20 protein-coding genes and 1 other annotated feature are annotated in these 24,560 nt (G+C 48.4%); of the genes, 5 read left to right on the forward strand and 15 right to left on the reverse strand.

The window, feature by feature from the left end; genetic code table 11:
- Window positions 1–68: 68 nt before the first annotated feature.
- The 13 genes from ltrA to B5E53_RS01940 all read right to left on the reverse strand — a co-directional run bounded on the left by ltrA (window position 69) and on the right by B5E53_RS01940 (window position 15,948).
- Window positions 69–1,352 carry a group II intron reverse transcriptase/maturase gene (gene ltrA, locus B5E53_RS01880; RefSeq protein ID WP_087312234.1) on the reverse strand — a complete coding sequence of 428 codons (1,284 nt, stop codon included), beginning with the start codon at window positions 1,350–1,352 and terminating at the stop codon, window positions 69–71.
- Window positions 1,353–1,882: 530 nt separating this feature from the next.
- Window positions 1,883–2,120 (reverse strand) — a binding site (T-box leader).
- Window positions 2,121–2,159: 39 nt separating this feature from the next.
- Complete coding sequence (locus B5E53_RS01885) at window positions 2,160–3,332, reverse strand: AAA-like domain-containing protein (protein ID WP_087312236.1); 1,173 nt, start codon at window positions 3,330–3,332, stop codon at window positions 2,160–2,162.
- Between the two features lie 124 nt (window positions 3,333–3,456).
- Window positions 3,457–4,425, reverse strand: a complete 969-nt coding sequence (gene prmA, locus B5E53_RS01890; protein WP_087312238.1) for a 50S ribosomal protein L11 methyltransferase — start codon at window positions 4,423–4,425, stop codon at window positions 3,457–3,459.
- A 106-nt stretch (window positions 4,426–4,531) separates the two neighbouring features.
- Window positions 4,532–5,464: a thioredoxin-disulfide reductase gene (gene trxB / locus B5E53_RS01895; protein WP_087312240.1), complete on the reverse strand. Its 933-nt coding sequence runs from the start codon at window positions 5,462–5,464 to the stop codon at window positions 4,532–4,534.
- A 19-nt stretch (window positions 5,465–5,483) separates the two neighbouring features.
- Window positions 5,484–5,807 (reverse strand): thioredoxin family protein, encoded by a 324-nt coding sequence (locus tag B5E53_RS01900; protein WP_087312241.1) that lies wholly within the window; start codon window positions 5,805–5,807, stop codon window positions 5,484–5,486.
- 151 nt (window positions 5,808–5,958) lie between these two features.
- Window positions 5,959–7,734 carry an ABC transporter ATP-binding protein gene (locus tag B5E53_RS01905; RefSeq protein WP_087312243.1) on the reverse strand — a complete coding sequence of 592 codons (1,776 nt, stop codon included), beginning with the start codon at window positions 7,732–7,734 and terminating at the stop codon, window positions 5,959–5,961.
- Window positions 7,735–7,874: 140 nt separating this feature from the next.
- Window positions 7,875–9,068: a molecular chaperone DnaJ gene (gene dnaJ, locus B5E53_RS01910; RefSeq protein ID WP_087312245.1), complete on the reverse strand. Its 1,194-nt coding sequence runs from the start codon at window positions 9,066–9,068 to the stop codon at window positions 7,875–7,877.
- 84 nt (window positions 9,069–9,152) lie between these two features.
- Window positions 9,153–11,015 carry a molecular chaperone DnaK gene (dnaK, locus tag B5E53_RS01915; protein ID WP_087312247.1) on the reverse strand — a complete coding sequence of 621 codons (1,863 nt, stop codon included), beginning with the start codon at window positions 11,013–11,015 and terminating at the stop codon, window positions 9,153–9,155.
- 54 nt (window positions 11,016–11,069) lie between these two features.
- Window positions 11,070–11,714, reverse strand: a complete 645-nt coding sequence (grpE, locus tag B5E53_RS01920) for a nucleotide exchange factor GrpE (RefSeq protein ID WP_087312249.1) — start codon at window positions 11,712–11,714, stop codon at window positions 11,070–11,072.
- A 15-nt stretch (window positions 11,715–11,729) separates the two neighbouring features.
- A complete protein-coding gene (gene hrcA / locus B5E53_RS01925) occupies window positions 11,730–12,782 on the reverse strand; it encodes a heat-inducible transcriptional repressor HrcA (protein ID WP_087312251.1) in 1,053 nt (350 codons plus the stop codon).
- A gap of 307 nt (window positions 12,783–13,089) precedes the next feature.
- Window positions 13,090–13,581 (reverse strand): GNAT family N-acetyltransferase, encoded by a 492-nt coding sequence (locus tag B5E53_RS01930; RefSeq protein WP_087312612.1) that lies wholly within the window; start codon window positions 13,579–13,581, stop codon window positions 13,090–13,092.
- A 108-nt stretch (window positions 13,582–13,689) separates the two neighbouring features.
- Window positions 13,690–14,784, reverse strand: coding sequence for a leucine-rich repeat protein (locus tag B5E53_RS01935; RefSeq protein ID WP_087312254.1), 1,095 nt, complete (start codon window positions 14,782–14,784; stop codon window positions 13,690–13,692).
- Between the two features lie 42 nt (window positions 14,785–14,826).
- Window positions 14,827–15,948 carry a hypothetical protein gene (locus B5E53_RS01940; protein ID WP_087312256.1) on the reverse strand — a complete coding sequence of 374 codons (1,122 nt, stop codon included), beginning with the start codon at window positions 15,946–15,948 and terminating at the stop codon, window positions 14,827–14,829.
- A gap of 332 nt (window positions 15,949–16,280) precedes the next feature.
- Between B5E53_RS01940 and pfkB the strand changes: the two genes are divergently transcribed.
- The 4 genes from pfkB to B5E53_RS01960 all read left to right on the forward strand — a co-directional run bounded on the left by pfkB (window position 16,281) and on the right by B5E53_RS01960 (window position 21,303).
- Entirely contained in the window at window positions 16,281–17,219 is a 939-nt protein-coding gene (pfkB, locus tag B5E53_RS01945) for a 1-phosphofructokinase (protein WP_087312258.1), read from the forward strand.
- Between the two features lie 74 nt (window positions 17,220–17,293).
- Window positions 17,294–18,562, forward strand: a complete 1,269-nt coding sequence (locus tag B5E53_RS01950) for a zinc-binding dehydrogenase (protein ID WP_087312261.1) — start codon at window positions 17,294–17,296, stop codon at window positions 18,560–18,562.
- 53 nt (window positions 18,563–18,615) lie between these two features.
- Complete coding sequence (locus B5E53_RS01955; RefSeq protein ID WP_087312263.1) at window positions 18,616–19,377, forward strand: DeoR/GlpR family DNA-binding transcription regulator; 762 nt, start codon at window positions 18,616–18,618, stop codon at window positions 19,375–19,377.
- Window positions 19,378–19,446: 69 nt separating this feature from the next.
- Window positions 19,447–21,303, forward strand: coding sequence for a PTS mannitol transporter subunit IICBA (locus B5E53_RS01960; RefSeq protein ID WP_087312265.1), 1,857 nt, complete (start codon window positions 19,447–19,449; stop codon window positions 21,301–21,303).
- Between the two features lie 116 nt (window positions 21,304–21,419).
- Here the strand turns inward: B5E53_RS01960 and B5E53_RS01965 are convergent, their stop codons facing one another.
- Window positions 21,420–22,145 (reverse strand): sulfite exporter TauE/SafE family protein, encoded by a 726-nt coding sequence (locus B5E53_RS01965; protein WP_162611745.1) that lies wholly within the window; start codon window positions 22,143–22,145, stop codon window positions 21,420–21,422.
- Between the two features lie 94 nt (window positions 22,146–22,239).
- Between B5E53_RS01965 and B5E53_RS01970 the strand changes: the two genes are divergently transcribed.
- Entirely contained in the window at window positions 22,240–22,662 is a 423-nt protein-coding gene (locus B5E53_RS01970) for an SIS domain-containing protein (RefSeq protein ID WP_087312613.1), read from the forward strand.
- Between the two features lie 5 nt (window positions 22,663–22,667).
- Here the strand turns inward: B5E53_RS01970 and B5E53_RS01975 are convergent, their stop codons facing one another.
- Complete coding sequence (locus B5E53_RS01975; protein ID WP_087312269.1) at window positions 22,668–24,554, reverse strand: ABC transporter ATP-binding protein; 1,887 nt, start codon at window positions 24,552–24,554, stop codon at window positions 22,668–22,670.
- Between the last annotated feature and the right edge of the window lie 6 nt (window positions 24,555–24,560).

Consider the following 24,560-nt stretch of genomic DNA (forward strand, 5'->3'; position numbering starts at 1 on the left):
AAAATCGAGTAGGGGAGATTTTCTCTCCCCTCTCACACCACCGTACATGCCGTTCGGCATACGGCGGTTCAACATAACTTCAAAGCATGACGCTCATTGTAATAGTCAAGGCAGCTTATAAGCCCTGCTCTAGCTAATACTCCTTTTGAGATTGCCCTTACAATGCATGTCTTAGTCGCCACCCAGTAATAGCGGTCTCCACAGTACGCTGTCAATCTTGCAAGGTCTTTTCCAATCCCTAGTTTCTGCAATCCCCATTGTCTCTTGCTTGGTACTTTCCACTGTTTCCAGATGATGACTCTGAGTCTTGTCCTTAAGTGTGCGTCTATCTCTGTCATTACCGTTTTCATGGAACCAAGGGCATAGTAGTTGATCCACCCTCTCGTTACCTGATTGATTTTCTCAATCTTGCTCTTGACTGTTCCCGGCATCTTCCTACAAGTCAGTTCTTTTAGCCTGTCTTTGAATTTCTTCACAGATTCCTGGTGAGGTCTGCTCTTCCATTCTTTTGTCTTGCTGTCCTTGTAGAATCCGAAACCAAGATATTTCAGCTTCAGCGGTCTTGTGATGTGGGTCTTAGTCATATTGACCTTTAACCCCAGTTTCCTCTGTATCCAATCTGATACCGTCCGCATCACTCTTTTTGCACTCGATTCGCTTTTGACCGCTATCACACAGTCATCTGCGTATCTTGTGAACCGGAGCCCTCTTGTCTCCAACTCCTTATCCAGTTCATTCAGCATGATGTTTGACAGCAGCGGCGACAGGTTTCCGCCTTGTGGGGTCCCGAGTTTTGTTTCCTCGTAACCCTGCGGTGTCATGACTCCTGCTTTCAGATACCTGCGGATTAGGGATTCCGTATCGCCATCGTTGATAATGTTGTGGACCAGGCTCATCAATCTATCCTGTGGTACATTATCAAAGAATTTCTCCAGGTCGATATCTACTATCCATTCATAACCCTCGTTTAGATATACGAGCAGTTGCCGGATTGCCATTTCACAGCTCCTGTTCGGTCTAAAGCCATAGCTCCATTCCGAAAACAGCGGCTCACACATGGGACTTATTACCTGCACGATACCTTGCTGAATCACCCGGTCCATTACGGTCGGGATTCCCAGTTTTCTCACTCCGCCGTTCGGTTTCGGTATTTCCGCTCTCCTGACCGGCTGGGGTTTGTACTTCCTGTTCCTGATTTGATTCCTGATACTCTCCCAGTTCTCTTTGATATAGTCGCCGAGTTCTTCAATCGTTACCTCATCCACTCCTCCTGCACCTTTATTGGCACAGACTCTTTTGTATGCGGTGTTCATGTTGTCTTTAGAAAGTATCTTTTCCAACAGTTCTGACATTGCCTTGTGTGCTTTCTCCTTTCCGTTTCCATGGATTCACCCTAAGTTATGCAGTACCTGCTCATTTACGTTTTGCCCTTCCTGCTGTCAGGTATTCCATGGAGCATACATTTGATTACACGGTTACATTGTTCGGCCCTTCAGCAACGTCCATTTCAGGGCCTTGCCTATTACGGCTTCTGCTGACTTCTCACAGTTCGTTGTTACTACAGTGGATTTCACCGTCTGTGAGACCTCGCGGGATAAGCCTGTCAGTCTTTCCTCGTCTACCTGCCTGATTTACGCACATGGGTTACGGTTGCCTTTAGGACTTCGCTACGTTTGGCTAGCTTATCCGCCATGTACGCCTTATATCAGGTTTCTGTTCGTCAGGCTACGATTTCGCTATCCCTTCTTCTCACCCACACCTCACGATGTAAACCTTGGGAGTCGCTATGGGGTTCGTCGGCAACTACGCCCCTTGTGGACTTTCACCACAGACTGACGGCATGCCCGTCATACCAAAAAAGCCCCGGGCTGACGTCATGTCAACCCAGGGCGAACTATACATAAGTCCGTGGTACCACCTGCATTCAGATAGAATCTGCACTCTCCGGCACAGGAAATCATCCGATGCCATATCTCTGTAACGGGAGAACCCGGCAAGGCTTACTATTACTTCGGCCCACAGCTCAAAGACCGGTTGGGCATCCTTTCATTAAGGGCTCGCACCAGCCGCCCTCTCTCTGAAAATCCAGGATGCTTACTATTTCTTATCATAGCTTTTGTGCTCAATTTCGGAAATCATAACATAGAGACCAGGCTGTGTCAAGTAGCCTGATTCTTATTCCAAAGCGCCAGCCGGTACATTTCCCCGTTCTGTACCTCCGGCAATGACAGAAAATAATTGTATAAACGAGTCTCAAATATACGGTTGGCAATCTGCAATGTTTCCTGCTCCACCTTCACAAAACCGAACATCAGCAGCATATCTGTGGCTGAGTCATCGGCATTATAGGTGATTGTCTGTCCCTGAAAGAGAAGCTGGTATACCATTCTTTTTAAGTCCGGATAGTCATTAAGTTTCCCTATCAGAGAGTCAAACAAAGAATTCTTTTCCGCAAGCAGAAGTTTTACCGCTTCCAGAAATCCCTGTTTTGTCCAGACAGATTGTTCGGAGGGAAATTCTTTTGTCCCTGCCAGTTTTTCATCCATCAGTTTGCAAAGTCTCGACACCAGAAAAGGGTATCCTGACGTATAATCGTAAAGAAGTCCTGCCATTTTTTGTATATCCATACCGGTATGGTAGTCCTGCTCGTATTCACGAAGCATACTGGAGATATCTTCCGTTGAAAAACTCATTTCCACATCAAAATCAGCCGCAATATTCCAGGGACTGTTCTGCTTATGTTCCTCGTCCTCACGAAGTTTTCTTTTCATGTTTTGAATGTTGTATACGCCGGCGAGGATGACGGACTGGAAGGTCGGCGTCAGGTCACGGGAAAGGTAGGCCGCTCGCAGCTGCGCAAGGAAATCCACGAAAACCTGATTATTGGTCGCCGTGTCCACTTCATCAATAATGAGAACGATTGGCTTCTCTGTCCCGGCACACCACAGGGACAGGACACGGAATAACGATTGCAGCGAATTCAGTCTGGCAGTTCCTTCCGCATATGCACAGAGCCGTTTCTCAATCTCCTGCGGAAAATCCTTTACCGCATACAGCAGTTCCTCAGAAAAGGAAGCCACAAACTTCTGCTCATCCTGAAAAGAAAGGGAGCTCATTCTCTGAAAGTCAAGACTCACGACCACATATTCTTCCTGAAGAAAATGTGCCAATGCCCGCAGTATGGTTGTCTTTCCATACTGACGCGCCTTATTTATCGTGAAATATGCTCCCTCTTCCACCATTTCTTTGATGGCGGCCAGTCTGGAAGAAAGATCGACCATGTAGTGAAGATCCGGTCTGCAGACCCCGTTCACATTAAATTTTTTTGCCACAAAAACGCCCCCTTTCTAAATATAGCTTCATTTTACTACTTTAGAAAAGGAGGCGCAATCTTTTAATCCGAATTTTCTACCGGACTGTCTCTTTCTTTTTTATTCTTTATCTTCTTCGTATATTTTATCGTTTCGGCTTTGCCGTGATGCTCACCCAGTCTTTCATGTGGTGGATCTCCAGGATCTCAAAATTGTTGGCGAGCATGGCTTCTTTCACGGCTTCCTCCATGGTATTGATGATACCGGAGGTGATAAAGACGCCGTCGTCGGTAAGGAGCGGCGTCACGATACCGGAAAGAGGGATGATGACGTCCGCGAGGATATTTGCCACCACCACATCGTAGCGTTTTCCGTGGTTGTTCTCGTAGAATTCCATGGCCTCGGATTCATCCAGGATATTGACCCGGTGTACTTCCGCCTGTTCGGTCACACCGTTGATGGCAAAGTTCTCTTCTGTGGCGCGGATGGCGTTGGGATCAATGTCCGTGGCCATGGCGTGGCGGGCACCCAGTTTCAGTCCGATGATAGAGAGGATGCCGCTGCCGGTACCCACATCCAGAAGCTCGGTGTCCGGCTTTATGTATTTTTTCAGCTGAGAAATGCACAGCTTCGTTGTCTCGTGGGAGCCGCTGCCGAAAGCCGTGCCCGGGTCGATCTCGATGACAATGTCATCGTCTTTCTGGTCCGTGAGTGTCTCCCAGGTCGGTTTGATGACGATGTTGCCGTCCAGACGGAACGGTTTGAAAAACGCCTTCCAGTTATTGATCCAGTCTTCTTCCTCTGTGGTTCCCAGGGTGATCTTTCCCGTTCCCATCGGCATAAACGCAGAGAGTTCTTCGATTTTGGCGCGGATTTTATCCAGCATCTCATCGAGATTCTCTTTCTCGTCGATGTAACAGGAGATTTTTGCGGTGCCGTCATCCGGAGCGATCTCGTCCGGAAGAAGATCCACATACATGATCTTCCGGTCTTCTTCGGAGAGCGGCACGTGGTCTTCCACTTCCACTCCCTCGATGCCCATTTCCTGCAGCTCGTAACTTAACATGTCTTCGGCCGCCGTCGTTGTCTCGATTGTAATCTTATTCCATTTCATATTTATCTTCTTTCCTATTCCTTATTTATACAAGCTTCACCATTTATCCGCCTGCTTCGCAGGCAGATTTATCTGGCTGTCCCGTTCATCAAACCGATAACGGCAGTTACTGTTCCTGTTCCGCCAGATATTCCTCGATGAAATGTGAGGCCACTGCCCCGTCAGCGGCGGCAGTGATCACCTGACGCATCGCTTTGGTTCGCACATCGCCTACTGCGAAAACACCCGGCAGACTGGTTTTGGTAGTCTCATCGGCAACGATGTAGCCGGCCTTATCCATATCCACCTGTCCCCGGAACAATTCTGTGGCCGGAGAACGGCCGATGCTCACAAAGACACCGTCGCAGGCGATATCCTTTTCTTCCCCGGTCAGTTTATTTTTTACGCGGATTCCATTTACCTTATCTTCGTACAGGAATGCTTCCACGGTGCTGTTCCAGCAGAATTCCACGTTTTCTGCCTGCATCAGCGGAGTGTGATAAATCTTTTCCGCCCGGAGTGTGTCTCTTCTGTGAACAATCACAACTTTTTCACAGATTTTTGATAACAAAAGAGCGTCTCCCGCGGCTGAATTGCCGCCGCCGATGACCGCCACGGTTTTGCCTTTATAAAACATGCCGTCGCAGGCGGCGCAGTAGTTGACGCCTCTTCCCACCAGCTTCGCCTCATCCGCAATTCCCAGCTCCCGCGGCGTTGCTCCGGTGGCGATGACCACCGTGCGGCTTTTGAATGTTCCCTCACTGGTGACAATCTCTTTCACATCGCCGGAGAGCTGCACACTCTCCACCTCTGCCAGTTCCGTCTTTGCGCCAAAGCGCTCCGCTCCCTGCTGCATTTTCTCTCCCAGCTCAAAGCCGTCGATTCCCTCATCGAATCCCGGATAGTTGTCGATCTGGCTGGTGAGAGCCATCTGTCCGCCGGCGGACAATTTCTCGATAATCAATGTATCCATGCCGGCACGGGCACAGTAGAGGGCTGCCGTATAGCCACCCGGCCCGCCGCCGATGATCACAACGTCATAGAGATGTTCCATATGCATATCCTCCTTCTCTTTATATTTATCCCAGATGCTCTGCGATAAACGCTTCGATTTTGGCCTTGGAATCCGGGGCAGTGATGCTTCCCAGCATCTTTCCATCCTTAAAAACCATCAGAGTAGGAATCACTTCCACCTTATATTCTTCCGCCAGCGCTTCCTGCTCATCAATATTGATCTCCCCAATGATCATCCTGTCCGCGTACTGCTCCGCGATCTTTTTCATGGCCGGTCCGATGCGGCGGCAGTAAGTACACCACGGTGCGGAGAACTCCACCAGCGCCGGTTTTGCTCCTTCCAGTACATTTTCCTTAAAATTATCTGTTGTAATCTTTATCATTGACATATATAAATCTCCTTCCTTGTCTTCTGTAAAATAGGATTTCCTGTTTTTTCACAAGTATACCTTATTGTAACATAAGCCTGAACGAAAATACATTTTTTTGTGCTATAACATAAACAAGATCGCAGATATATTTTCATCGTAAAAACACTTTTTATTTCAATCTGCCGTGATACATGTCGCTGAAAATGCCTTCCCGCTCAATCAGTTCGCCATATTTTCCTTCCTGTACAATCTGTCCCTTATCAAATACCAAGATGGTATCGCAGTTTTTCAGGGTCGTGAGCCGGTGGGCGATGGAGATGACCGTCATCGGCGTCTCCTTCATGAGCTTTTCGATCTCCACCTGGATATGTTTTTCCGAAGTGTTATCAAGGGCCGAGGTCGCCTCATCAAGAATCAGGATCTCCGGTTTACGGAGAAAGATCCGGGCGATGGCAATTCTCTGCCGCTGTCCTCCGGACAGATTTCCTCCGCCTTCGGCCACCAGGGTATCAAATTTCTCCGGAAGAGACTGAATAAAATCATATATGTAAGCCTTCTTTGCGGCGGCTTCCACATCCGCCAGAGGAATTTCCCCGTCCAGACCGTAACAGATGTTATCATAAACAGTTCCGGCAATGAGGAACGGACTCTGCGGCACCAGCGCGATATCTCTGGCGATATCCTTCCTTGACAGGGCACGGATCTCTCTTCCGTTGATATAGATTTCTCCCCCGCACTGTTCCATTTTACAGAGAGCCTTGATAAAAGTCGACTTCCCACAGCCGCTGGGGCCCGCGATTCCGAGAAAGCTTCCTTTCTTCACTGCCAGATTGATATGGCAAAGCACCGGTTCCTCTTCCTTGTAAGCAAATGTGAGATTCCTCACCAGAACGCTGTCCTTCGTCTCCTGCATCGGGGCATTTTCCTCTTCCGCCCGGGCGGGAAGCGCATAGGAAAAGTCGCAGGGCAGATCCATCATCCGGAAAAAGTCTTCTGCCAGAACCATGGATTCCGACAACTCGTCAAGAATCCGGTGCAGTTCTTTCAGCGGCGTGATCAGCTGAGTAAAACACAGATACGCCGTCAGAACGCTTCCGACGCTGATGACGCCCTCCGTGGCAAGAAAAGTGGAAGTTCCGATCATGAGTACCGTGAAGACCGCCTCGTTGATAAATTTAAAACAGTCATACTTAGCCATCTGTATATGATGGCGCATTTCTTTTTTTCTCAGATATTCTGACTTCTGCCCGAAACGTCTTTTCTCAATGTCCACACTGTCCATAATCCGTATCACTTCAATACCGTTCAGCAGCTCCACGATCGTTCCGTCCATGGCGGACTTCGTCTCCAGAAGCTCCACCCGTATGCCCCGCTGGGTGCTGATCTGCCGGAACACGATGAGTGTTCCTATGGGAATCACCAATAACATCGGCAGCACCAGAATGACCGGCAGGGTGCAGAATATGGTCACGATTGCCGCGATACTGTTAAAAATCGCCGGAGCAAAATCCATGAACAAAAGTTTCTCAAGCTTTACCGTACCTTCCAGACACCGGTTCAGCCTGCCGTGTATATTTCCGGTCATATTTTCTTTAAAGTAGGAAAGGGGTGCCTTTAACAATGAGACAAGAACCAGACCTCTGGCTTTCTTTTCGGTCTTTGTGGCCGTATCTTCCACCATCACTCTTCTCAAAATCTTAATAAGCTCGTTGGCGACGTTCACCACCAAAATGAACAGCAGAAACGGAATCACTTTGATAAACGCGATCCGGTCATGAAGCAGAATATCATCGGTGAGCCAGCCGATCGCTGTCGGCGTCATCTGTGACAATCCGGCTGAAATCACCATGATGCAGATGATAAACAGGAAAGTAATCTTCTGTCTTCTGTCCAGCAGTCCATATAATTTACGAAATATTGGAAATTTCTTCTCCTTTTCTTTCATTGTTCTGTTCCTCTGTTTTCTGTAGACTGTGTTTCATTATAGCACTTTCCTGTTATAACAGTAAATACCGCCGGTCAAAAAACCGACGGTACCATAATCGTTATCTATTATTTTCACAGGATGCCCCTTCGGCCTTCCCGCTATTTCTTTTTCTTTCCGCCAAAAAAGCCCTTCCTTTCATGCTTTTCATGCTTTTCATGTTCCGGTTTTGCCGTCTCGGAAGCGGCGGAATCCGCTGCCGGCACTTCTCCCATAGCCTCCTGGAAGCGGCGCAGCGCTTCTTTCTGTGCCTCTGTCATGCGCTCCGGCACCTGTACTACGAGAGTAACAAAATGATTTCCCCGGAGATTCTTATTTCTGAGACTTGGAACACCCTTATTCTTCAGGCGGATCTTCGTATCTGTCTGAGTTCCCGGTTTGATGGTGTATTCCATCGGACCGTCCACCGTATCAATCTTGATGGTAGCGCCCAGCGCTGCCTGAGCAAAGGTAATCGGTTCCGTGGAAAAGATATCGTATTCCTGTCTCTGGAACTTCGGATGACGGGATACGTTGACATTGACAAGAAGATCTCCCCTTGGACCGCCGTTGATACCCGGCTCGCCTTTTTCACGGATTCTGACACTCTGGCCATTGTCGATACCTGCCGGAATCGGCACTTTGATCTTCTTGCGCACCTTGATGTATCCTGTACCGGAACAATCCGGACATTTATACCGGATCACCTGGCCGGTTCCGTTACAATCCGGACACGGCTGTACATTTCTTACCATACCAAACATGGACTGCTGGGTATAAACCACCTGGCCGGTTCCGTTACATTTGGAACAGGTCTCCGGACTGGTCCCCGGTTTTGCTCCCGTACCTCCACAGGTGTTACATTTCTCTTTTAATGTAATTTCCAGCTCTTTATCTACGCCGCGGATGGCCTCGTCAAAGGTAATGCGGACAGCCGCCCGCAGGTTGGCTCCCTGCCTCGGTCCGTTTCTTCTGGCGTTGCTGCGGCTACCGCCGCCAAAGAAGTCACCAAAAATATCACCGAAAATATCGCCCATATCGCCGCTGCCGAAATCGAAACCGCCAAAACCGCCGGCTCCGCCGCCCTGCTCAAAGGCTGCATGGCCAAACTGGTCATAGCGGGCTTTCTTCTCCGGATCGCTCAGCACTTCATAAGCTTCTGAAGCTTCCTTGAACTTTTCTTCCGCATTTTTGTCACCCGGATTCATGTCAGGATGATATTTCTTTGCCACCTTACGGTAGGCATGCTTTATTTCATCTGCTGTGGCGTTTTTACTGACGCCCAGAACCTCGTAATAATCTCTTTTCTCTGCCATACTATCCTCCAAATGAACGACAAGGGAAGAGGGGACAGGGCAGCCCCGTCTCCTCTTCCTGTATCATTGTACTGATTTCCGGTATTAAACTTCTTTGTAATCTGCGTCAACCACATCATCTGCATTGTAAGTTGCATTGGCGTCTCCGCCAGGAGCTGCCTGAGGGCCTCCCTGAGCGCCCTGCTGAGCCTGCTCATACATTTTTGCAAATAAGGACTGCGCATCTTTCATCAGCTGTTCTTTTGCTTCGTTGATCTCAGATACATCGGCATCGGTCATGTTGTCCGGTGTGGTGCGGTCCAGAATCTCTTTTACTTTTGTGATGTCAGCCTGAACGGTTGTCTTCTCGGAATCGCTGATCTTGTCACCGGCTTCTTCCAGTGCCTTCTCTGTCTGGAATACCATGTTGTCCGCATCATTTCTTGCGTCGATGGCTTCTTTTTTCTTCTTATCCTGAGCTTCGTATTCTGCTGCTTCTTTTACAGCTTTATCGATATCTTCCTCAGACATGTTGGAACCTGCTGTGATGGTGATGTGCTGCTCTTTTCCTGTTCCCAGGTCTTTTGCAGATACATTTACGATACCGTTGGCATCGATATCAAAGGTAACTTCGATCTGAGGTACACCTCTCCGTGCTGGTGGGATACCATCCAGACGGAACTGGCCTAAAGTCTTGTTATCTCTTGCGAACTGTCTCTCACCTTGTACAACGTGGATATCAACGGCTGTCTGATTATCCTCAGCTGTGGAGAAGATCTGGCTCTTCTTGGTAGGGATAGTAGTGTTACGCTCGATCAGTCTTGTGGCAACGCCGCCCATGGTCTCAATGGATAAGGACAGTGGAGTAACATCCAGTAAGAGGATATCGCCTGCACCGGCATCTCCGGCCAGCTTGCCGCCCTGAATGGAAGCACCGATGGCTACACATTCATCCGGGTTGATTCCCTTGAATGGCTCTTTGCCTGTCAGCTGTTTTACTTTATCCTGTACAGCCGGGATTCTTGTGGAACCGCCGACCAGTAATACTTTACTTAAATCACTGGCTGTAAGACCTGCATCTTTTAATGCTGTTGTAACAGGTGTTACTGTTCTCTCTACCAGATGAGCAGTCAGCTCGTTAAATTTAGCTCTGGTCAGATTCATCTCAAAGTGTTTTGGTCCTTCGGATGTTGCTGTGATGAACGGCAGGTTGATGTTTGTAGTTGTGGAAGAAGACAGCTCTTTCTTTGCTTTTTCTGCTGCTTCTTTTAATCTCTGCATTGCCATCTTATCTGTGGATAAGTCCACGCCTTCTTTTGCCTTGAAATCATCCAGCATGTACTGTGTGATCACATTATCGAAGTCATCGCCGCCTAAGTGGTTATCACCGGCTGTTGCCAGTACTTCGATGACACCGTCGCCGATCTCGATGATGGAAACATCAAAGGTACCGCCGCCTAAGTCGTATACCATGATCTTCTGTTCACTTTCATTATCAAGACCATAGGAAAGAGCGGCTGCTGTAGGCTCGTTGATGATACGTTTTACATCCAGTCCGGCAATCTTTCCGGCATCTTTTGTTGCCTGTCTCTGTGCATCATTGAAATATGCAGGAACAGTGATGACTGCTTCTGTTACTTTCTCGCCCAGGTAGTTCTCTGCGTCTGATTTTAATTTCTGTAAAATCATAGCGGAAATCTCCTGTGGAGAATATTTTTTACCGTCAATATCTACTTTATAATCGGTACCCATCTTACGTTTGATGGAAGAAATAGTCTTGTCAGCGTTGGTAACTGCCTGACGTTTTGCAGGTTCACCGACAACTCTTTCTCCTGTCTTTGTGAATGCCACAACAGATGGTGTTGTTCTCATACCTTCTGCGTTGGTGATAACGACTGGTTTACCACCTTCCATAACTGCTACACATGAGTTCGTAGTTCCTAAGTCAATACCTATAATCTTACTCATAATTCATTCCTCCTAAAATCAACTATATCTATTATCTCTGTTCGGAAACAGAATCTAGTTGGCAACTTTTACCATGCTGTGCCGAAGCACGCTGTCTTTATACATATAGCCTTTCTGGAATTCTTCCACAACCTGGTTCTCGCCAAATTCTTCATCTTCCACATGCATCACTGCGTTGTGGAAATCCGGGTTGAATTCTTTTCCGGCTGCGTCCATTGCTTTCACGCCGATCTCATCAAAGACGGTCATGAGCTGCTGGTAAATCTTTTCAATACCCTGGGCAAATGCGCCCTCCTTCTCTTCTTCAGAGAGGGCATCGAGACCTCTTTCGAAGTTATCCACTACCGGAAGCAGCTTCGCAAGGACTTCTTTTGCGCCGATATCATACATGCGGCTCTGCTCTTTGGCATTTCTCTTTCTGGCATTTTCAAACTCAGCCATGAGCCGCTGATATTTGTCCGTGATATCGGCAAGCTTTTCTTCACTTTTCTTTAATTCTATCTCCAGGGCTCTGGCGGATTTCTTTTTTGTTTTGCCGCCTGCCTCATTGGATTCTTTGTCATCTTCTGCCTCCGCAGCTCCGGTTTCTTTTCCTGTGACTGCTTCCTCAGAAGTCTCCTCCTGCTGTTCTTCTGCAGAACCTTCAGAATTCGTTTCCTCTACGATACTTTCGTCGAAATTTTTTTTATTCTCTTCCACTTAAGTACCACCTTTCTATGATTTATTATTAAATATCTCATCCAGATCATTTGTCAGATTCTTCAGAGTGCTCACCACCTTCTGGTAATCCATCCGTTTCGGTCCGATGATACCGACCGTTCCGGTTCCCCCTTCTTCCAGCTCATATGTTGCTGTCACAATACTGCAGTCCTTCAAAGTCTGCACCGGGGTCTCATTACCAATGTAAACCTGGATTCCGTGGCGCTCTTCCTGGTTTACTGTATCATCCACAAGCTTCACAAGAGCTTTTTTCTCTACCAGGGTGTCCAGAAGTGCCATGGTGTGATCCGGACTCATAAGCTCCGGATACTTGAGCATGTTCGTGGCTCCGCTGGTGTATATCTCCATATCGTCTGCTTCGTGTATCGCCTCCACAATTCCATTAAAAACGCCTTCCAGAATGGAGGCATGCATTCCTGCCTGCACCTTCATGGTATGCACCAGTTCCAGATTGATATCCTTGAGCGTCAGCCCCTGCAGGAAAGAATTCAATAAAATGTTGAGCTTAAGAATCTCGTCATTGCCAAGAGGATCTTCAATGTTCATCAGGAGATTTCTCACTGTGTCATTGCCCAAAACAATGACAGCCAGAAGTCTTCTGCTGTCCACCATGGAAAGCTGTATGAACTTGATCTTGGACTCCTTAATCTGTGGTGTAGTGATCAGCGTGGCATAATTGGTGTTAGCCGCCAGCACATCCGCTACCTTTTTAAGGACTTCCTCCATGCGGTCCATCTTCTGCAGGAGCGCCTGGCGTTCTTTCCGCATCTCGTTCTCACGGGCGGCAAACTCGGTCTCCTTCTCCTCCATCAGATGGTCGACGTAATAACGGTATCCTAAATCAGAAGGAATTCTTCCAGCAGATGTATGAGGCTGCAGAATATATCCCAGCTCTTCCAAATCTGCCATCTCATTACGAATGGTTGCAGAACTTAAATGTAAATCGGAATCTCTGGCAATAGTTCTGCTTCCAACAGGCTCACCAGTCTCAAGGTAAGTAGATATGATTGCCTTCAGTATTTTCATCTTCCGTTCATCCAGATCCATAACCGTTTCCCTTCTTTCTTAGTTATTAGCACTCATTTATGTCGAGTGCTAATATCTTTATAGATAACTTAGCACTATATGCTTTTCTTGTCAAGCATTAATTTCAAATTTTTATTTTTAACTGTTCAGCCATGCGTCGGGGAAAGAAACAGAAGCGTCGAAAGGTTACTTTCGTAAATTCTTTTTCTTTTCCCGGCATATGGCGTTCTGCCATAATCGAGGAAACAGGCGCATTGCGCCGGGTAAGTTGCGTTAGCAACGGGTTTCCGAGATGTCATGGCTGAACTGTTACTTTCAAGAAAATCCGTCATACTTCTATATAATAAGGACAGATATCTTCATACCGTCCATCCTTCATCCGGAACCCGCCGGGAATCACGCCCAGCTGCGTGAAGCCAATCTTTTCGTAGAGATGACGCGCGCCTGCATTGGTTTTTACCACGGCGTTAAACTGCAGGACTTTAAATCCAAGGGCACGAGCCTGACGGATGCAGTCTCTCACCAGCCGCTCCCCGATGTGACGGCCCCGCACGTCAGAGGCCACGGCGTAGCTGGCGTTGCAGATATGGCCGCAGCGTCCCACATTGTTGGGATGCAGAATATAAAGGCCCAGCACCTTTCCTGTGTCCGTGTCTTCCGCCACGCCGCAGTAACTCTGGCTGTTGAAAAATTCTTCTCCCGTCTCTTCCGTGAGCATCTCCTCCTGAGGAAAAGCAGCGCCCTCTTCCACCACCTCATTCCAGATGGCCGTCATGGAAGAAAGGTCCTGCCTATTGTATTTTCTCACTGTGATGTTCATATTATTTCTCTTCCTCCCGTCCGATATTTTATATATCTTATTTATCCTCAATATCTTGATATCTTGTTTTACGTGGAAAAGGACTGCCAGCAGCAGCCCTTTTACCATTTATCCTTTTTTCTTTTTCACAACGATTTTTCCGCCAAACTCGAATTTCCGAAGCTGTTTTTTCACTTTTTTGTTCCGGACATACACCGTACATTTTTTGGAAAGATCGTAAAAGAATCCTTTTTTGATATTTTTAGTGCGGATTACTATTTTTTCAAATTTGTTCTTTTTCCAGCCGAAATCCCCGTCAAATCGCTTGATATTTTTAGGCAGGGTCAGCTTCTTTAACTTCTTTGAACCGAGGAACACACCCTCCTCCAGCTTCCGGAGGGACTTGCTCAGGCGGATAGAAGAAAGCTTCTTCATCTCCCCAAAGGCATATCTTCCAACCGTCTGCACGGAGTTCGGCATGGTCACGGACCGGATCGTATTGTTTCCATTGAAAGCATAGTCCCCGATGTGACGGACAAAATCTTTCACCTTGTATTTTTTGGCGCTGCTGGTCACGTTATAAAGAATGGTCCCGTCTTTGGAATATACGTCGTTATCAATAACCCGGAAATATGGGTTGGACTCATCTGCGACAATCTGCACCGACGGACATCTCTTTATATCGATTCCAAACTCTGATCTGTAAACCGGTTCCCCGCAGCTGGACGGAAGAACGATTGTCTTCAGTTTCGGACAGTTAAAATAACTGACTTCATCCATATAGGAAACTTCTCCTTCAAATACGACTTCTTCCAGTTTTTTAAAGCTGATCGCTCTGCCCTGCACCGTGATGCCCGGAGCAAACGTAATCTTTCTCAGAGACTCGTGGGCGGTATTGGTTTCTTTTAAATCTGCCTGCCCCCATCCTTTGCCAAAGGAGTCATCGGAATCAACCATAAAGTCGTCCTCATCCCACCAGAACGAATCCACCGGATAGGATTTACCGAGGAATTCCACTTCATTTCTTATGTAGACTTCCGAAAGATCAGAATCCGGGTCCAGTTCTGCGTGTCCTTTCGCCTCGGAATCCCAGTCTATCAACCAGTAACGTACGCCATCCATGGTCACACTCGCCGCTTTCGCTCCAATGGAAGGCAGAAAGAACAGTCCCAGGAACAGGAATCCTCCCAGAATCATTCCCTGCAGTAACTTCATTTTTTTCATAGGTTCCCCTCCTTATTCTTTTTGTGATGTTCTTCCGTACATTTATTTTTTTCTTGCCGCATAAGTAACATCCACTGTCTTCTCACACCGCAGTCTGCCTTCCCCCCTGATACAGGTTTTGGAAAGATCCAGCTTCTGTACTTTCGTTCCCATACAATTTAAGAATCTTAACTTTCTGTTCTTTTTGAGTTTCAGAGACGTTATTTTCGTATTTTTGCAGCCTAAGATTTCAAGCTTTTTGTTTGTTTTTACGTTGATTTTTGTCAGAGCAGTATTATGGCAGCGAAGATATCTCAGGCTGGTACATCCGGTCACATCAAGGCTGGTTAATTTCCGGTTGTTCTGGCAATGTAAATACTTTAAATCTTTGTTTCCGCTCAGATCCAGAGAAGTAATCTGGGTATAATGACAATTCACGTTTTTCAATTTCTTATTTTTACTCAGATCCAGGGATTCCAGGGAAGGGGCTTTTACCGTGATACCTTTCAGTTTTCTGACTCCTTTTAGCGACAATGTCTTCAGCGTATCGCTGATGATATATATGTTTTTCAGTTTGGAACAGCGATCCAGATTCAGTGTTTCCGTTTCACCGGTAAACATAACATCCTCTAACTTTTTTAACCCGGACAGATCGATCTGGTCTGTCTGACCTCCGCATATAAAGGAATCCAGATTAGTGCATCCCTGCAGATTGATACCGTCAACATAAATCATATGCTCCGAATCAGGAATAAGCGCCAGCTGCTGCAGATTCGTACAGTCCTGCAGATTGATGGTTCCGATATGCATACTCTCAGAATATATTGTCACTTTTTCTAATTTGTCCATTCCGCTGAGATCCAAGTCCGGCGCAGCCGTCATGTCCTGCTGATACTCCGCCACCTCATAAATGAATTTTTTCAATCCAGTGAAATATTTGACGCCCTGAAATGAATCAATATATTGCCGTGTGTCAAAACGCATCTTTTTCACTTTTGACGCTTCCTTCGAAGAAAGGAAACCGTCCTCATTGGTATCCGCATTCTGCGCGTATTCCATCACTGCCGGCGCAAAATTCTTTTCATTGATCGCCACTTTGTCCGCGGCTTTCACGGACATACCGGCGCCCGCCATACAAGCACAGGCGGCGCCAGCAAACACAGCCATTTTGATAGATTTTCTCATACTTTTCATCCTTTCTCGTCAACGTTGTAGTACACTAGCTGTTTATATTTTACAATAACTCTGCCGGCCTGTCCATATAATCTTTGAACGCCCGTCTCTAAATACCTGTTTCCGATTTTCCTCATCCGTTTTTTATCTTCCCCCGTCAAAAAACGGGATTGTATATATTCATTCCATGATTATATTATAATTGTTATTTCAAAAGCCATAAATTGTTGTTTCCACAAAAAATATTGAGGAAAACTGTTGACATTTATAAAATCCATGGTATTCTATACTCATAATTGTTGAAACAACAATCAACAAACTGTTATTTCAAAAGGAGGTATGAGATGATTTACACAGTGACACTGAATCCGGCCCTTGACAAGACTGTTGAAATCCCCTCTCTGACCGTCAACGCGGTCAACCGCATCACCACCATGCGGACGGACCCGGGCGGCAAAGGGATCAACGTCTCAAAGGTCATTGCCAAACTGGGCGGAAAAAGTATTGCCACAGGAATCCTCGGCGGCGGCACCGGACGGGCGATCCTGTCGGCGCTGAAGGATCTGGAACTGACAACCAGCTTTCATTTTGTGGAAGGGGAGACCCGGACCAATATGAAAATCATTGACCCGGTACAGCACACCAACACTGACATCAATGAACCCGGCGTCACTGTCTCAGAGGAGATCCTCCATGAACTTCTCGAAGAACTTCTTGAAAACCTGACCGCCAAAGACATTGTGGTCATTTCCGGAAGCATGCCGAAAGGTTCTCCGCAGGATACCTACTACACCTGGACAAAGGCCTGCCGGGAGAAGGGCGCCAAAGTGATTCTTGACGCCGACGGAGACCTGTTAAAGGCCGGTCTTATGGCATCCCCATATCTGATCAAGCCCAATAATCATGAGCTTTCCTCTCTGGTCGGCCGTACTCTCACAACACCGGAGGAACTGGCAAAAACCGCCAGAGAACTGATGGAGCAATACGGCATTTCCAAAATCATAGTTTCTATGGGCGGTGACGGCGCATTGTATGTCACCGGGTCAGAAACCCTTTATGCGGAAGGACTGAAAGTGCCGGTGGGCAGCACCGTGGGCGCCGGAGACAGCGTCGTGGCCGCTCTGGCTGTGGCGGAGGAAGCCGGCATGAGCCTTTCAGACACCGTCTGTCTTTCCACCGCCACCGGAGCGGCGAACGTCATGTGCAGCGGCACACAGGCGGCGGAATATTCGGTCATCCAGGAACTGCTTCCTAAAGTGGTATTTCATCAGATTGAAATATAGAACTGTTGTTTAGCAAGTCGTTTTCAGTTGCAAATTTTTAATTTTTTCACTATGATAAAGAAAGGAGTTTTATTATGAAAGCAAAAGGCGTGAGACTTCACGGAGCCAATGATCTGCGTTTGGAGGAATTTAAACTTCCGGAGATTACCGATGACGAAATTTTAGTAAAGGTCGTATCTGACAGTATCTGCATGTCCACTTACAAATGCGCGATTCTGGGAACAGAACACAAACGGGTACATGAGGACGTGGCAGACCATCCGGCGATTATGGGCCACGAGTTTGCAGGCGACATCGTAAAAGTAGGCAGAAACCACCAGGATAAGTTTAAACCGGGTATGAAATTTACTCTTCAGCCGGCCTTAAACTACAAGGGAACCATGTGGAGCCCTGGATATTCCTATGAGTTCTTTGGCGGAGATACTACATACTGCATCATCCCGTCCGAAGTAATGGAACTGGGCTGTCTTCTTGAATACAAAGGCCGTGCTTATTATGAGGCATCTCTGGCGGAGCCAATGTCCTGCAGCATCGGCGCTTTCAATGCCGCTTATCACACAAAGATGGGCGTTTATACCCACCAGATGGGAATTAAAGAAGGGGGTAAACTGGCCATCATGGCAGGAGCAGGCCCGATGGGACTGGGCGCTCTGACTTACGCTCTTCACCGTGATGTGCGTCCTTCCGTGGTCGTGGTCACAGACTTAAATCAGGAACGTCTTGACCGGGCAGCCTCTTTATTCCCGCCGGAAGAAGCCGCAAAAGACGGGATCGATCTTCATTTTGTAAATACCGGAAACTTTGATGACCCGGTGGCAGAACTCATGCGCATCTCCGGAGGCACCGGTTATGACGACGTTCTGTGCTATGCGCCGGTTGCCGCTGTCGTTACACAGTCCAGCGCTATTTTAGGCCGGGACGGATGCCTGAACTTCTTCGCAGGTCCGACCGACAATCAATTCAGCGCTTCCATCAATTTCTATGATGTGCACTACAACTCCACACATGTCATGGGAACCACCGGCGGAAATACCGCTGACATGATCGAATCTCTGAAACTGACTGCCGAAGGACGGATCAATCCGGCAGTTATGGTCACACACATCGGAGGTCTGGATGCCGCAGCTGAGACCACTCTGAATCTTCCTAAGATTCCGGGGGGCAAGAAGCTGATCTACACGCATCTTTCCATGCCTCTGACTGCATTGACGGATCTCCGTGCCAAAGGGGAGGCCGAGGGAGACGAACGTCTTATAAAACTGGCAGATATCGTGGACGCGCACAACGGTCTGTGGTGCCCGGACGCCGAGGAATATCTGCTGGCTAACTTCATTACAGAATAATTTAGTGTCAGGATAACCTGTCCGTGTTATCCCGGCACGGACAGGAGGAATATATGGATTCAATGGAAATGCGCAGAGATGCGATTGTTCAGCTGATCAACGAAAAAGGAACGGTCAGTTTTGCTCAGATTAAGAAAGAATTTCCCAATGTGTCGGAAATGACACTGCGCACGGATCTGAAACTTCTCGATCAGGAGAAAAAGATTCTCCGTATCCACGGAGGGGCAAAATCTGTGCAGGTTATCATCGGCACCGATGATTTCCTGCACCGGAAATCCGTCCGCAATATACCGGAAAAACGGGAAATCGCAAAAAAAGCTCTGTCACTGCTTCACCCGGATACCACTTTCTTTCTGGATTCAGGAAGCACAGCCACTGTGCTGGCGCGGGAGATACCCGATGACTCCTATCTGATCTACACCACAGGACTGAGCTGTGCCACAGAGCTTGCCAACCTGGAGAAACCTACAGTCATGCTCCCGGGAGGCAAATTAAACCGCTACAGTCAGAGCGTCTTTGGTTTTCTGGCGATCAAAGAACTGGAGCGCGTAAATTTTGACCAGGCCTTTTTAGGCGTTACCGGCTTTCATCCTTCCGTGGGATTCTCCTGCGGCATCAACGATGAAGCATTCTTAAAGCAGACAGCCATCCGGCAGTCTGAGCAGGTAATCGCCCTGATGGATTCCTCAAAAATCGGTGTGAAATGCAGTTTCAGCTTTTGCGGACTCTCCGACATCGATATCATCGTTTCCGACGGGAAACTTCCGGAGGATTTTCTGGACGAATGCAGGAAGTACGGCGTAGAAGTCCTGTAAATGTCCCCGCATCCATTCAGCTGAACCGTTCTCCATGGAATTAACGGGGATTTAATGGAGGAAGGTTTTATGAAAAATACTGTACAACGTTTTGGTAAATTTTTATCGGCAATGGTTATGCCGAACATTGGTGCGCTGATTGCCTTCGGTTTTCTTGCCGCACTCTTCATTGACACAGGATGGATTCCAAATAAAGGGTTTAACAGCATGGTCAGCCCTATGCTCACCTACCTGATCCCTATCCTGATCGCTTCCACCGGCGGAAAGATGATCGGCGGAGACAGAGGCCGTGTTGTCGGCGCCATCGCTGTCATCGGCGCCATTCTGAGCAACACCGATATCACCATGCTGATGGCCGCCATGGTCATGGGACCTCTGGCAGGCTTCTGCATCAAAAAGTTTGATGATTTCATGGACGGCCGTATGCCGGCTGGTTTCGAGATGCTCATCAATAACTTTTCCGCCGGTATCATCGGTATGCTTCTGGCGATGCTCGGCTATGTGCTCATCGGCCCGATCATGAGCGCGATTCTCGCTGTCCTCTCCGCAGGAGTAAATATCCTAGTTCAGAACGGACTGCTCCCTCTGGTTTCCATCTTCATCGAACCGGCGAAGGTACTGTTCTTAAACAATGCGATCAACCATGGTATTTTCACCCCTCTTGCCACCGAACAGGCAGCAGAATTCGGAAAATCCATCATGTACATGCTGGAGCCAAACCCGGGTCCCGGACTTGGTGTTCTCTTAGCCTACATGTTCTTCTGTAAAGACAAAGTGACAAAAGACTCCGCCCCTGGCGCTGTGATCATTCACCTGCTGGGCGGTATCCACGAAATCTATTTCCCATACATCCTGATGAACCCTCTGGTTATCATCGCCCCGATCCTGGGAAATATGGCTGCCATCTTCTGGTTCTCTTTCACCGATTGCGGACTGGTGGGACCTGCTTCACCCGGATCCATCATCGCTTATCTGATGATGACGCCAGGTTCCGACTTATTTAAAGTGATCATCGGTGTTCTGCTGGCAACCGGCATCTCCTTTGCCATCGCCTCGCCGATCGTGCGGATGGCAGGCAGCAAGAGTCTTGAGGAAGCACAGGAAGAGATGGCTGCCATGAAGTCCGGAAACGAAAAAGTGGTTCCGGGAACCATCGAGCGCTCTTCCGAAATCCGGAAAATCATCTTCGCCTGTGACGCAGGCATGGGCTCTTCCGCCATGGGCGCAACCAAATTCCGCAACCGGATCAAAAATGACCGGCCGGATATCAGCGTCACCAATACTTCTGTGGACAATATTCCGGCAGACTGTGATATTGCCATCGTACAGACCACCCTGGCAGACCGGGCAAAGAAATCCGCGCCACAGGCACAGCTGATCACCATCGGCAACTTCCTGGCGGACCCTGCTCTGGATGCCCTGTACGTACAGCTGACCACCGGAGACGCCCCTGCGGCACCGGCCGGTGAAAACACAGATATCGTGATCCCGGATACACCGATCAAAAAACAGGTGATCGTGAAAGAAGGGATCAAACTGGGACAGAAATCCGTCACCAAAGAAGAAGCCATCCAGGCTGCGGGCGAACTTCTGGAGAAACTGGGCTACGTGGATCACACTTATGTGGATGCCATGCAGGAACGGGAAAAACTGGTTTCCACCTACATGGGCATGGGAGTCGCCATTCCTCACGGCACCACGCAGGCAAAAGACACCGTAAAGAAAACCGGTATCGTATGTCTCCAGTATCCGGACGGCGTAGATTTCGGTTCTGAGGATGCTCAGCTCGTATTTGGTATCGCCGGCATCGGCGACGAACATCTGGATCTTCTCGGAAAACTCTGTACTCTCTTAGAGGATCCTGCCCTTCTTGAAACTCTGAAAACCACCGACGATGTGGACTGGGTTTTAAAACAGTTAGGATAAAAATGACAAAACGTGCGGACTGCATCATGCAGACTCCGCACGTTTTTTTGCCGGTCCAGCTGCCAGCCGGTTTTCTCATCACACCTTTCTGCCTTTCTGGATCCTGAAACACGATCCTAAAGACCCGTTACCAGTGTAATGAGCCCGGCAACGCCGATAAACCCATACACGAATGTTTTCATTTTCGCTATATCGATCCTGTCCACAATCCGGCTTCCTGCCCAGGCGCCCACCAGCAGAGCGGCGGCTCCCACGGCCAGAGGAAGGAGGATTCCCGGATTCAGCTGTCCGGAAAAACTTCGCATTATTGTCCCATACAGATTCGTCATCATAAAAAAGAGCTGAATGGTCCCCAGATATTTTTTCTTATCTTCAAGAACCGCCATGAAATAAATGACCATGGTTGGTCCGCCAATACCAAAGAAGGCGTCAATGATTCCGGCCAGGGCCGCGCAGAGAAACGCAGACTTTACCCCGGCGGTCATCTGAATCTTCCCTTCTCCCACGATAAAATATACCGCAAGGATCATGAGAAAAATTCCCAGTACCGGTTTGAGACCGTCCATATTCAGCCCCATGGCCACCCGCAGGAAAATAAAATAAACCGGAAAATAAAAAAGCAGCGGCAGGACACACAGGCGGACGCACACAAAATGCCGGTAGCGCCAGACGATGGAAACACAGAGAACGGCACACAAAAACTGGCACATAAACGTCGACTGCACCATAGAAAAACAAAATGGATAGAACAGCATCAGAAGAATACCCGCGCCAAAACCGGTGACTCCCTGTATCATTCCGGCAAGAAAAGCCGGACACACGGTCAGTATATACAGAAGCACACGCTTCATCTCCTTTCCAAAAAACACGGATGCCCCGCGGAATTCCGCAGGGCATACAGTGGTCACAGATGATCTGTGATTCTTTAAAAGGAATATGCAGCGCCTCGGAAAACTCGTGCTCCTGGAATCCAACAACGCCGAACAGCTCTGCACCACCCTTTCCGCCACCCCGGAAGACTGCGCCATCATCGTCACCTACTCCGGTTCCACCGTCCGTATTCAGAATGAAGCGCAGCTTCTTCACGAAAAGGGCGTTCCCATCATTCTTCTGACCGGGCTGGGAGAAAACGCCGTCCGTCCCTACGCGGATTACATTCTCGATGTAACAACCCGGGAGCGGCTGTACTCTAAAGTCGGCAATTTCTCCACAAATGTGTCGGTGCAGCTGCTGCTGGATATCCTGTACTCCTGCTACTTTGCCGCTGATTTCGACAAAAACTGGAACACTCGTCTGGATATTGCGCACAAGATCGAACTTCACCGTTCTTCTCAAAATGAAATCATGCGGGAGCAGTAACCCGGTTACTCCGCAAAGTTTCCTGTATAGAGCTGATAATATTTGCCCTTGGCAGCGATCAGCTCATCGTGGGTACCTCTCTCAATAATGCGGCCCTGCTCCATGACCATGATACAGTCAGAGTTTTTGACTGTGGAAAGACGATGGGCGATGACAAAGGTGGTACGTCCCTTCATCAAAGCGTCCATACCATCCTGTACTAATTTCTCAGTACGGGTATCAATGGAGGAAGTGGCCTCGTCAAGAATCAGTGCCGGCGGGTCGGCCACAGCTGCACGGGCGATGGCAAGGAGCTGACGCTGGCCCTGACTCAAGTTGGCGCCGTCGCCGGTGAGCATGGTATCGTAACCGTCCGGCAGACGCCGGATAAATCCGTCGGCGTTGGCCAGTTTGGCCGCCTTGATACATTCTTCATCGGTGGCGTCCAGTTTACCGTAACGGATGTTGTCCATGACGGTGCCGGTGAACAGATGGGTATCCTGTAATACAATACCCAGAGACCGCCGCAGATCCTGTTTCTTTATTTTATTGATATTGATGCCGTCGTAACGGATCTTACCGTCGGCGATATCATAGAACCGGTTTATCAGGTTGGTGATGGTCGTCTTACCTGCGCCGGTGGCTCCAACGAAGGCAATCTTCTGGCCCGGTTTCGCCCAGAGGCTGATATTGTGGAGCACCAGTTTATCCTCGGTATAACCGAAGTCCACATCGTCAAGGACAACGGCTCCCTCCAGTTTAGTATAGGTGACGGTGCCGTCCGCTTTATGCGGATGTTTCCATGCCCACAGATTGGTTCTTTTCTCAGATTCTGTGATATTCCCGTTTTCATCTTCTTTGGCGTTGACCAGCTCCACGTATCCGTCATCCACTTCCGGAGTCTGATCCATCAGGTCAAAGACACGCTGGGCGCCGGCTGCGGCGTTGACCACGAAGTTGATCTGCTGGCTGACCTGGGTGATCGGGTTGGTAAAGCTTTTATTCAGACCCACAAAGGTGATAACGGTACCGATGGTAACACCTGCCAGACCGTTGATGCCTAAGATCGCGCCGATGATCGCTACCAGAGCATAGCTGATCCAGCCGATATTGGCGTTGACCGGCATCAGCAGGTTGGCGTAGCTGTTGGCCTTGTTGGTGCTGTTTCTCAATTTTTCGTTGACTTTATGGAAATCATCAATGGCCGCCTGTTCGTGGCAGAACACTTTGACCACTTTCTGTCCGTCAAGCATTTCCTCGATGAAGCCGTCCACCTCACCCAGATCCATCTGCTGATGGATGTAGTACTTTCCGGACATCTTCGAGAAATTGGCAGTGACCAGAAGCATGACAACGGCCGTCAGGATGGAGATCACTGTCAGCGCCGGATTTAAAATGATCATGGTCACCAGTGTGGCCGCCATGGTGATGACGGAGTTGATGATCTGCGGGATACTCTGGCTTAACAGCTGCCGCAGGGTATCCACGTCGTTGGTGTACACGGACATGATATCGCCGTGGGCGTGGGTATCAAAATATTTGATCGGGAGCGCTTCCATGTTGTGGAACAGGTCATCCCTCAGATGGAGCATAGTTCCCTGGCTCACATTTACCATGATACGGTTATAGGAAAACGCAGTGACAACGCCTACTGCCATGATACAGGCCAGACGGATCAGGTCGGACGCCAGTCCGTTGAAGTCACTGGAGCCGTTCTGAAGCATCGGCATGATATAATCATCCACCAGAGTCTGCGGGAAGGTCGCTCCCACTACTGTGGCGATGGCTGTAATCAAAATACAGGCAATGACAATGATAAATGGAACTTTATAGTAATGAAGCATATATTGGATGACCCTTCTGAGCAGTTTTGTGGCTGCTCTGGTCTCAAATTTCTGTTTCTTTTCACTCATCTATGT

It is taken from the genome of Eubacterium sp. An11 (assembly GCF_002161065.1).
In the GTDB taxonomy this organism is placed as follows: domain Bacteria; phylum Bacillota; class Clostridia; order Lachnospirales; family Lachnospiraceae; genus Anaerobutyricum; species Anaerobutyricum faecale.